At 70.6% G+C, this 10664-nt stretch carries 9 protein-coding genes; 2 read left to right on the top strand and 7 right to left on the bottom strand.

Annotation, left to right across the window (positions count from 1 at the left end):
• The 4 genes from VF542_RS13910 to VF542_RS13895 all read right to left on the bottom strand — a co-directional run.
• Positions 1 to 291, bottom strand: a 291-nt coding sequence (locus tag VF542_RS13910) for an NAD(P)/FAD-dependent oxidoreductase (RefSeq protein ID WP_408652300.1), incomplete at its 3' end; no start/stop codon positions are given.
• Between the two features lie 69 nt (positions 292 to 360).
• On the bottom strand, positions 361 to 2391 hold the full coding sequence (gene murJ / locus VF542_RS13905) for a murein biosynthesis integral membrane protein MurJ (protein ID WP_408652299.1): 2031 nt from the start codon (positions 2389 to 2391) through the stop codon (positions 361 to 363).
• Positions 2392 to 2425: 34 nt separating this feature from the next.
• Positions 2426 to 4648 (bottom strand): hypothetical protein, encoded by a 2223-nt coding sequence (locus VF542_RS13900; protein ID WP_408652298.1) that lies wholly within the window; start codon positions 4646 to 4648, stop codon positions 2426 to 2428.
• The gene (locus VF542_RS13895) at positions 4645 to 5112 is read right to left on the bottom strand and encodes an NUDIX hydrolase (protein ID WP_408652297.1); all 468 of its coding nucleotides are present in this window, start codon (positions 5110 to 5112) and stop codon (positions 4645 to 4647) included. The genes VF542_RS13900 and VF542_RS13895 overlap by 4 nt, the downstream gene beginning before the upstream one ends.
• A gap of 39 nt (positions 5113 to 5151) precedes the next feature.
• Between VF542_RS13895 and VF542_RS13890 the strand changes: the two genes are divergently transcribed.
• Positions 5152 to 6609 carry a CCA tRNA nucleotidyltransferase gene (locus tag VF542_RS13890; RefSeq protein WP_408652296.1) on the top strand — a complete coding sequence of 486 codons (1458 nt, stop codon included), beginning with the start codon at positions 5152 to 5154 and terminating at the stop codon, positions 6607 to 6609.
• Positions 6610 to 6656: 47 nt separating this feature from the next.
• Here VF542_RS13890 and VF542_RS13885 read toward each other — a convergent pair whose 3' ends face one another.
• Positions 6657 to 8036, bottom strand: coding sequence for an MFS transporter (locus tag VF542_RS13885; RefSeq protein WP_408652295.1), 1380 nt, complete (start codon positions 8034 to 8036; stop codon positions 6657 to 6659).
• Between the two features lie 111 nt (positions 8037 to 8147).
• Between VF542_RS13885 and VF542_RS13880 the strand changes: the two genes are divergently transcribed.
• Positions 8148 to 8726: a YqgE/AlgH family protein gene (locus VF542_RS13880; RefSeq protein ID WP_408652294.1), complete on the top strand. Its 579-nt coding sequence runs from the start codon at positions 8148 to 8150 to the stop codon at positions 8724 to 8726.
• Positions 8727 to 8856: 130 nt separating this feature from the next.
• On the opposite strand, the gene VF542_RS13875 is transcribed toward VF542_RS13880, so the two are convergent.
• Positions 8857 to 9969 (bottom strand): inositol-3-phosphate synthase, encoded by a 1113-nt coding sequence (locus VF542_RS13875; protein ID WP_408652293.1) that lies wholly within the window; start codon positions 9967 to 9969, stop codon positions 8857 to 8859.
• A 74-nt stretch (positions 9970 to 10043) separates the two neighbouring features.
• Entirely contained in the window at positions 10044 to 10604 is a 561-nt protein-coding gene (locus VF542_RS13870) for a PadR family transcriptional regulator (RefSeq protein ID WP_408652292.1), read from the bottom strand.
• Positions 10605 to 10664: the final 60 nt, after the last annotated feature.

Below are 10664 nucleotides of genomic sequence, written 5' to 3'. Positions count from 1 at the left end.
CCGCACCACCTTGACCGGCGACTCCAGCTCGACCGACACGACGTCGTCGGTGACCAGTTCGGCGCCGAACTTCTCCGCCTGGGTGCGGATCGAGTCCATCAGCTCCGGGCCCATGATGCCGTTCGGGAATCCCGGGTAGTTCTCCACATCGGTGGTGTTCATCAGGGCACCGCCGTACTGGTTGCCCTCGAAAACCAGCGGCCGCAGATCGGCCCGTGCCAGGTACAGGGCGGCGGTGTAGCCAGCCGGCCCCGAGCCGACCACGATGACCTTGCGGTGGTTCTCGCTCACTACGACCTCGATCTCACCTGCCTCTCCGCCCGTCGGAGAGGCCTCGAAGGAACCAGTCTAGGCCGACGGCTATTCCTGGCCGGCTCGCGAACCGGGGGTGGCCTCGGCGGTGTCGCGGCCGGCCCGGCCCCGCACCGCCGAGGCGATCTGGGCCACCTCGGGCAGGGGCAACCGCAGCGCCAGCAGCACCGCGACGATGCCGCCGAGCGCGCCACCGACCACCAACTCCACCAGCGCCGCGACCCGCCCGTCGCCGAGCACGGCATTGCCGCCCAGCACCACCAGCAGGCCGACGACGCCGCCGGCGGCCGCCGCCACCGAGATCCAGCCGATGGTCCGGGCCACCGGCCCGAACCGCAACTCCCCGAACTGCCGGCGGAGCAGCCAGTAGCCCACCAGGCACCCCACCAGGTAGGACGTCGATGTGGAGACGGTAAGGCCGACGATGACCGCCCGGCCGTGCAGCAACTGGCTGCCGGCCAGCACCAGCGCGATCTTGGTGAGCACCATGGCGAGGTTGATGAAGGTCGGCGTCCGGGCATCGCGCATCGCGTAGAAGACCCGTTGCTGCAGCATCACCACGGCGAACGGCAGCAACCCGAAGGCCCCGGCGGCCAGTGCCACCCCGGTGAGCCGGGCGTTGCTCTGGCTGAAGCGGCCCAGCAGGATCACGCTGGTGAAGGCCGGGCCGAAGACCATCAGGCCCACCGAGATCGGGATCAGCGCCACCGCCGAGAGCCTGCTGCCCAGCCGGAGGTCCTCCAGCACCCCGGCGGTGTCGCCCCGGGCCGCCGATCGGCTCATCCGGGGCATCAGCGCGGTCAGCAGCGACACCCCGAGGATGCCGTAGGGAACCATGAACAGCAGGTCGGCAAGGGCGAAGATCTGCACGCCGCCGTTCTGGTTGGCGACCCGGTTGACCACGACCACCCCGAGCTGGCTGACCACCACGTAGCCCAGCACCCAGAGCGTCAGGGTCCGGAACTCGGCCATCCGGCCGGCCTCGTTCGGCGAGGCCCGGAACCGCCACTGCCACTGGAAACCGATGCGCCGCAGCGGAACCAGCAGCACCAGCGCCTGCGCGGCGATGCCGAGGGTGGTGCCGATGCCCAGCACCAGGATCTGGGTGTCGGTGATGGTGCCGGTGCTCAGCTTCTCGGGGCCGGGCACCAGCAGGAACAGCAGCGCCGCGGCAATCGTGATCAGGTTGTTCAGCACCGGCGCCCAGGCCGGCCAGCCGTAGCTGTGCCGGGAGTTCAGGATCGCCGCGATCATCGCGCCGAGGCCGTAGAAGAAGATCTCGGGCAACAGCAGGGTGGCCCACAACGCGGCCACCGACCGGTACTCCGGCGGCCCGCCGAAGATGCCGATCAGCCAGGGTGCGGCCAGCACCGCGAGCAGGGTGGCCCCGGCCAGCGAGGCGGTGGCGATCGACAGCAACCGCTGGGTGTAGGCCACCCCGTGGTCCTGGTCGTCCTGCTGGGCCTTGACCAGTACCGGGATGAGGACGCTGGTCAGCACTCCGCCGAGCAGCAGCTCATAGACCATGTTGGGCAGCGTGTTGGCCAGGCCGTAGGCGTCCCCGACGCTGTAGATGCCGGCCCCGACCGCGGCCGCGATGGCGATGCTGCGCAGGAAGCCGGTGATGCGGCTGACCAGGCTGGCGATCGCCATCGTCCGGCTGCTAGCCAGCAGGCTGGGAGCGGCCGGCTCGTCCGGGGCTTCGGCCTCCCGGGCGGGCTGGACCATGGTGCCCGGACCGGCGGCCTCGGGTGCCTCCAGGGTGGCGGGCAGGACTGGGGCTTCTGGTCCCGGGGCTGCTGGTCCTGGCGCCGCTGGTTCTGGGGTCGCTCGTCCCGGGGCCGCTGGTTCGGGCCGGGGTGGTGCCGTGGTGCCGCCCCGCGAGCGTGAGCCGTCAGGCGTACCGGCGGGTTGCTCGTACGAGCGGGGCCGCCGCCGCCGGGGGCCGTGGTAGATCGGCGCGCTCCAGGCATCGCCGGTGTCGGGCTGGGCGGTCTCCACAGCCAGCGCCGAGGCGTCACCGGGCAGCGGCAGCGGCGTGCCGTAGATGCGCGGCGGTGACCAGTCCTCCTCAGTCATGACGCGGTGCCCCAGTCGTGACGCGCTGTTCCGGTCATGAGGCGGTGCCGGCCAGCACCCTGCTCGGGCCACGGCGCACCCGCTGAACCAGCCGCCGTAGCAGCGCCAGTACCAGGACGCTCACCGCCACGATGGTGATCGTCTTGGTGACCGTTCCGATGGACGTTGCCCGCAGGTTGAGGGTGACGCCACGCCCGAGTTGCCGACCGTCCGGTGTGCTGAGCACTGCCACGACCTGGAACTTACCCAGCCGATCGACATGGGTGGGGATGCGGATGGTGGCGATGCTGCGAGCCGGGATTGTCTGCATGTCGACCGGCGGGGCGCGAAAGCCCACCACCCCGTTGGCCGGTGACACCGACACCCGGACGGTGACCGGCCGGGGCAGCTCGTTGAAGACCGTCACCACCACGGGCGAGTTCGCCGAGGACAGGCTGTAGGTGCCGACCGCCGGCTGCACCAGGTGCACCGCCGAGGTCAGCTCGTTGATCCGGGTCCGCAGGATGCGGGTCAGCGCCGAGCCGCCGGCCCGGTTGCCCCGCCACGCGCTGGACTGGGCACGCTGGATGCCGTTGTTGAAGCCGCCCAGCAACGCCGCGGCGGCGTCGTTGTCGTGCAGTGCCTCGTTCATCGACGACACCTGTTGCGCGATCCGGCCGAGCGCGGCCATGTCGGCGGCCCTCAGCTCGGCAGCGGGGCGCTCGGCGCCGGTCTGCAGGGCGCCCCGGTTCACCGGGGTCACCGTCGCCAGCGCGGTCCGCAACGCGATCGGCCGGCCCCAGGTGCTGCCGCGCTCGGCGAGGATGGTCTGCGCCGCGGCCACCGGGTCGGGATTGACGTAGCGATCCGGCGCGATCACCACGAAGTGGCTCCGGTCAGGTTGCTGTACCGCCCGGATCGCCAGCTGCGCCAGCAAGGTCTGCTGGTCGTTCGCCGCCGCCGCACCCGGCCGCAGCGCCCGTGCCACGGTCGCCTGGATCCCGCTGTCGGTGACCAGGGCCAGCGCCTGGCCGGCCGCCGACGGCAGTGGCGAGAGCGCGTCCGGGCGTGGTTCGGTCTCGTTCTGCCCGGGCAGCGCCGCGTCGCTGAGCAGCACCGTCGAGGCGCCGCCGCCGATCAGCGCGTCCAGGGCCTTGCCGGTCAGTGCGCCGCCGGCCGGCCAGGTCAGCAGGTCGGAGGAGAAATCCCCGTTGAGGGTGGGCGCGATCCGGGCCTGAACCTGCGGTTCCAGGGCGGTGGAGAACTTCAGGCCGGCCCGGGTGACGGCGTTGACGTCGGGGTCGGCGTAGGCGGTGAGCACGATGTCGTGCTTGGCCTGCAGCAGCTTCAGCCGGGCCAGCCAGTCGGCGGCCAGCCTGCGGCCGGTGCCGGGCACCGTCGTCGTGCCCGAGCGCACCCGGTACCCGGTGGGCCTGGCCATCACGGCCAGGCTGTCCAGCAGGTCCGGATCGACCAGCAAGGTCAACCTGGCCTGTCCCGCGACCAGCTCGGCAGTCCTGAGCGCCCGGTCGAGCCGGCCGCCCGGGCCGACCGCGCCGGCGAGCTGTTCGTCGAGGAAGACGTCCTCGTCCACCGCCCGGTGTGGCACGTCGAGCAGCGGCCACACCCAGCCCACCTGAACCGGTTTGGGGAGGTTCTGGAAGGACGGCACGAAGACCTGCAGCCGGCCGACCTCGGCAGGGCCGACGCTCGGGTCACTGACCGCCCGGACGACCAGGGCGTAGGGGTAGACCCCGTCGAAGCACAGGCAGAGGTCGTTGCTGGTGGTGCGGTAGCTGACGCTCAGGCTCTGCCGGGGCAGTAACTGCTGCGGCAACCGCAGCGGCGCAGGCACCCGGAACTCGGTACCGGGTGGCTGCTTGATTGCCGCGTCCAGCAGTTGTTGCTGCCCGATGGGCAGGCCGCGCTGCACACTCAGCTGGACGTCGGAGTAGGTGTTGTCGGTGTTGTTGGAGATCGTCACGTCGAAGGTGACGGGCTGGCTGGGCTTGTTCGCGTCGGGGCTGCGCGGGCTCATCGCGTTCAGCACGATCGAGACGGCGGTACGCGGCTGTGCGGCGGCTCGCGGGTGGCCCGCGGCGGCTCGCGGCTGGCTGGCCGCGCCGGCGGCCGGTGCCAGCACGAGGCCGAGCGGGGTGACGCTGAGCAGGACGAGCAGGAGCGCGGCAGCGGCGGTGGCCAGCGCCGACACCCTTCCGGGATGCGGGGTGAGCCGGCTGGTCCGGCCTGGGGAATGGTCGCCGGGGCGCCGGCTCACGCGGTCTCCCGCAGCAGCCGGGACGCCTCGTCGAGCAGCCCGCGCTCGTCGGAATAGGCCAGCCGGTCGGCGATCCGCGGCAAGGGCACCCAGGCCACCTCGGTGACCTCGACGTCCTGATCGGACAGCTCGCCGCTGACGGCCCGCATCAGGTAATGATGGACGGTCTTGTGCACCCGGCGGCCGTCCACCACGAACCAGAAGTCGATGGTGCCCAGGCTGCCGATGATGTCGCCGGTGATGCCGGTCTCTTCGGCGACCTCGCGGATCGCCGCCTCCTCCAGGGTTTCACCCTCTTCCAGGTGGCCTTTGGGCAGTGACCAGAGCAGCCGTCCACGCCGGTTGGTACGCCCGATGAGCGCACCCTGCGGCACCGGACCGGACAGGTCGAGTACCAGCCCACCGGCGCTGGTCTCGTCTACCCGGGGAAGCCGCGGTCGCCGGGAGTTCGACGCGCGGGACATAGAACCGATGCTACTTGGCGGTTCAGTAGGGTCAGGCTTGTGAGTGAGTACCGCAGCGACGCAGGAGCGCCGGCCGTGGTCGGCAACCCAGGCGAGCTGGTGCCGATCCCGCCGGTGGCAGCCCGCCTGGGCGAGGTGTTCGCCGCGTCCGGCCACCAGCTGTTCCTGGTCGGCGGGCCGGTGCGTGATGCGCTGATGGGCCGTCCGGTGAACGATCTGGACTTCACCACCGATGCCCGTCCCGAGCAGGTCCTGACACTTGTGTCCGGGTTGGCGTCGGGCACCTGGACCACCGGGATCGAGTTCGGCACCGTCGGCGCGCAGATCGACGGCCGGCCGTGCGAGATCACCACCTTCCGCGCCGACAGCTACGACCGGGTCAGCCGCAATCCGATCGTCGCGTTCGGCACCGACATCGCTGAGGACCTGCGCCGCCGGGACTTCACCATGAACGCGATGGCGGTCTCGGTGGTCGACAGCGGCTTCGTCGATCCGTACGGCGGCCTGGCCGATCTGGCCCGGGGCGTGCTGCGCACCCCGGCCACCCCGCGGGAGTCCTTCGGCGACGACCCGCTGCGGATGCTGCGTGCCGCCCGGTTCGTCGCCCAGCTGGGTGTCACACCGGCCGAGCCGGTGCTCGCGGCGATCCGGGAGATGGCCGGTGAGCTGTCCCGGATCACCGTCGAGCGGGTGCAGGCCGAGCTCAACAAGCTGATCGCCGGGAGCTATCCGCGCCGGGGCCTGGAGGTGCTGGTCGACACCGGCCTCGCCGACGTGGTGCTGCCGGAACTGCCGGCGCTGCGGATGGCTGCCGACGAGCACGGGCAGCACAAGGACGTCTACGCCCACACGCTGCAGGTGCTCGACCAGGCGATCGCCCTGGAGCAGCGCGAACCCGGTGCCGAGCCGGACCTGGTGCTGCGCTGGGCTGCCCTGCTGCACGACATCGGCAAGCCCGACACCAGGCGGTTCGTCGACGGCCCCGGTGACACCAAGCTGGTGACCTTCCATCACCACGAGGTGGTCGGGGCCCGGCTGACCAAGGCCCGGCTCAAGGCGTTGAAGTTCCCGAAGGACCAGACCGAGGACATCGCCCGGCTGGTGTTCCTGCACCTGCGCTTCTACGGCTACGGACGTGGCGAGTGGACCGACTCGGCGGTGCGCCGCTACGTCACCGACGCCGGCCCGCTGCTGGACCGGCTGCACAAGCTGGTGCGCTCGGACACCACCACCCGGAACAAGCGCAAGGCCGCGGTGCTGGCCGCGACCTATGACGCCCTGGAGGAGCGGATCGCCCGGCTGCGCGAGCAGGAGGAGCTGGATGCCATCCGGCCGGATCTCGACGGCACCGAGATCATGGCGATCCTGGGCATCGAGCCCGGCCCGCTGGTCGGCAGGGCGTACAAGCACCTGCTGGAGCTGCGGATGGAGAACGGGCCGCTGGAACACGACCAGGCCGTCCAGGAGCTCACGTCCTGGTACGCCGCCCAGCAGTAGTCAGACCAGCAGTAGGTCAGACCAGCAGTAGTCAGACCAGCAGTAGGTCAGAGCGGCCGGACGGCCCGCCGGTCGCCGGCGGGGCGGGCGGGGCAGCTCGCCACGACGGCGGCCGGCACCAGCACGGCCGGCCTCTCCGCGACGGGGGCGAACGGATCGGTGTCGCGGGCGAACAGGTACACCGCCCCGGTGATCAGGTAGGCGACCCCGATCACCACCACCGCCGTAGCCGACTTGCCGTTCTCGGGCAGCAGCACCGCGGTCAGCACCCCGGCGGTCACGAAGATCACGTTGAACAGGGTGTCGTAGAGGGAGAACACCCGGCCCCGGTAGTCGTCGGCGACCCGTTGCGCGATCAGCGTGTCGACGCAGATCTTGACGCCCTGGGCGGCCAGGCCCAGCAGCGCGGCGGCGGGCAGGAAGGTCTGCAGCTTGAACGGCAACCCCAGGGTCAGCTCGACCAGCCCGGCGCCCATCAGCAACGCCGCCGGCCACCGCGTGTAGCCGATCCGGCGGGCGGCGATCGGGGTCAGCAGGGCCGCCAGCCCGCCGCCGACGGCGATCGCGGCCACCACCTGGCCCAAGCCGGCCAGTCCCGCCCGGAACACCCCGGCGTCGGTGAAGTAGTTGCGGAACAGCAGCAGGGTGCTGATGGCGGTGACCCCGTAGGCGAAGCGGTGGATGGCGATCACCCCGAACGCCCGCATCACCGAGGGGTGCGAGCGGACGTGCCGGGCGCCGTCGGCGAGGCCGGTCAGCACGTTGTGTACCGAGTCCGAGTGCTCGCGGGTGTCCTCGTCCGGGCCGAGCTGGGGGATCGAGAAGCCGGACGCGCGCCAGCCGGCCAGCGCGTAGGCGACCGCGGAGGCCACGGCGACCAGGGCGTAGGCGGTGTTGCCACCGCCCAGCAGGGTCCGCAGCGCGATCGCCGACCCACCGCCGAGGGCGGCCACCACCGCTCCGGCGGTGGTCGAGATCGCATTGGCGGTGATCAGCCGCTCCGGCTCGACGACGTGCGGCTGGGACGCCGACAGCGCCGACAGGACGAACCGGTTGACCGAGATCACCACCAGGGCGCTGAGGTAGAACGGCTGGCCGTGCACGCCGAAGGCCATCTCGCAGGCCACCGCGCACACCAGCAGCGCCCGGATCAGGTTGGCGTACAGCAGCACCCGCTGGCGCCACCACCGATCCAGCAGGACGCCGGCGAACGGGCCCAGCACCGAGTAGGGCAGCAGCAGTACCGCGAAACCGGCCGCGATGTCGCCGGCGTGGGCCTGCCGCTCGGGATTGAACAGGATGGTGCCGGCCAGCGAAGCCTGGAACACCCCGTCGGCGAACTGGCCGAACATCCGGACCGACAGCAGTCGGCGGAAGTCGAGCCGGCCCAGCAGCGGCTGGGTGGGCAGTTCGGTTACGGGTGTCACTGATCCGCCTTCTTCTTTCGAGTTGCCGTGACAACTCGTCCTTACTGTCGTTCGACCCACGGAGCCTGGACGTTAGGCCCGCAAACCACTGTATTGGTGCAGGATGTAAAGGTGCCCGCCGAACCAAGCTGGCAGTTGCCGCCGGCTGCCCACCGCCTGCTGATCGCCGCGCCTTCGCTGGCCGACCCCGAGTTCTTCCGCACGGTGGTGTTCCTGATCGAGCACGACGACACCGGCACGGTCGGGGTCATCATCAACCGGCCGTCGCACACCCCGGTAGGCCATATCCTGCCCAACTGGCAAGAAGTGATGAGCGAGCCGTCGGTGGTCTTCAACGGCGGCCCGGTGCAACGCGACGGCGCCCTGGGCCTTGGCCGGTTGTCGAGTTCCACCGATGCGGGCAACGGCCTGCGGGCGGTGAGCGGTGGCCTGGCACTGGTCGACCTGGACGCCGAACCGGCCGAGGTGGCACTCGGCGCGCAGAGCCTGCGGGTGTTCGCCGGGCATGCCGGCTGGGGCATCGGGCAACTGGAGGCCGAGATCGCCGCCGGCGGCTGGTTCGTGGTCGCCGGTGGCCTGGACGATGTCTTCTCCCCGAATCCGGGAACCCTGTGGCGCACCGTGCTGCGCCGCCAGTCCGCGCCGCTGTCGCTGCTGTCGACCTTCCCGGTGGACGTCGGGCTGAACTGACCGAGCGGCCGGCAGGCCGCCACCGGGCTGCCCCCTGCGCTACCGAACGCGCTGCGGCCCGGACCGACACCACCGTGAGGAGCGTCGGTCCGGGCCGCACAGACAGCTGAGCCGAGTGGTACGCCGCTGTTTAGCGCTCCACCTCGCCGCGGATGAACTGCTCCACCTTCTCGCGGGCGGTGGTGTCGTCGTACTGCTCCGGCGGGGACTTCATGAAGTACGAGGACGCCGACAGCAGCGGTCCACCGATGCCGCGGTCCTTGGCGATCTTGGCCGCCCGCAGCGCGTCGATGATGATGCCGGCCGAGTTCGGGGAGTCCCAGACCTCGAGCTTGTACTCCAGGTTCAGCGGCACCTCGCCGAACGCGCGGCCCTCGAGCCGGACGTAGGCCCACTTGCGGTCATCGAGCCACTGGACGTAGTCCGACGGGCCGATGTGCACGTTGCGGGCACCGAGGTCGTGCTCGATGTTGGAGGTGACCGCCTGGGTCTTGGAGATCTTCTTCGACTCCAGCCGCTCACGCTCGAGCATGTTCTTGAAGTCCATGTTGCCGCCGACGTTGAGCTGGTAGGTGCGGTCCAGCACCACGCCGCGGTCCTCGAACAGCTTGGCCAGCACCCGGTGGGTGATGGTGGCCCCGACCTGGGACTTGATGTCGTCACCGACGATCGGCACGCCGGCCGCTTCGAACTTGGCCGCCCACTCCGGGGTGCCCGCGATGAACACCGGCAGCGCGTTGACGAAGGCGACGTTGGCGTCGATGGCGCACTGGGCGTAGAACTTCGCCGCGTCCTCCGACCCCACCGGCAGGTAGCAGATCAGCACGTCGACGGCCTGGTCCTTGAGGACCTTGACGACGTCCACCGGCTGCTCGTCGGACTCGGAGATGGTCTCGCGGTAGTACTTGCCGAGCCCGTCGAGGGTGTGGCCGCGCAGCACCGGGACGTCCAGCGGCGGGACGTCGCACAGCTTGATGGTGTTGTTCTCCGACGCCACGATGGCCGCGGAGAGGTCCTGGCCGACCTTCTTGGCGTCGACGTCGAAGGCGGCGACGAAGGTGATGTCACTGACGTGGTACGGGCCGAACTTGACGTGCATCAGACCGGGCACGACCGCTGAGGGGTCGGCGTCGCGGTAGAAGTGCACGCCCTGCACCAGCGATGCGGCGCAGTTGCCGACACCGACGATGGCCACTCGGATGGGACCGCCGCCGGAGCCGTTCTGGTTGTCTTGCGAACCCATCGGGTTCCTCCTTGGTTGTTGGGTGCCGCACCTGGCTGGTCTTGAACTGGCGTGGCGGTGAGTCAGTGGTGGCGTCAGGGGCCCGGGTTCGGCCCGCGACGCTCGGTTTCGATCAGTTCGGTCAGCCAGCGGACTTCGCGGTCCGCCGTTTCCAGGCCGTGCTCCTGCAGCTGCAGGGTGTAGCGGTCCAGCCGCTCCCGGGTCCGGGCCAGCGAGCTGCGCATGCCGTCGGCCTGCTCGGTCATCCGCTGCTTGCGGCCTTCGAGGATCTGTAGCCGGATCTCCGAGCGGGTCTGGGCGAAGAAGGCCAGCCGGGTCCCGAAGCCTTCGTCGTCATAGGCGTCGGGCCCCACCTCGGCCAGCAACGCCGCGAGGTGTTCCTTGCCCTCGGCGGTGAGGCGGTACACCCGCTTGCCCCGCCGGGACCGGGTGCCGAAGCCGACGGCTCCCGCTTCGGCTTCCGGCGCGTCCTCCTCGTCGATCCAGCCGGCTTCCAGCAGGCGCCGCAGGGACGGGTACAGCGAGCCGTAGGAGAAGGCATGGAACGCCCCGAGCAGGGTGGACAGCCGCTTGCGCAGCTCGTAGCCGTGCATCGGGGCCTCATCGAGCAAGCCGAGGATCGGTATCTCCAACACGATTCCGTCCTCCTTTCGGCTGCGTCGATATATCAGGACGATACATCAGGCCGAGATATC

This window comes from Jatrophihabitans sp., from assembly GCF_036389215.1.
Lineage (GTDB): Bacteria > Actinomycetota > Actinomycetes > Mycobacteriales > Jatrophihabitantaceae > Jatrophihabitans_A.
Note: the sequence above shows the minus strand (reverse complement) of the source record. Positions and strands in the feature narration are given on the sequence as shown.

Bases quoted from the DNA above. Each gene is read 5' to 3' on its own strand.
- murJ (WP_408652299.1), bottom strand. From the start codon at position 2,391: ATGACTGAGGAGGACTGGTCACCGCCGCGCATCTACGGCACGCCGCTG.
- VF542_RS13895 (WP_408652297.1), bottom strand. From the start codon at position 5,112: ATGTCCCGCGCGTCGAACTCCCGGCGACCGCGGCTTCCCCGGGTAGAC.
- VF542_RS13875 (WP_408652293.1), bottom strand. From the start codon at position 9,969: ATGGGTTCGCAAGACAACCAGAACGGCTCCGGCGGCGGTCCCATCCGA.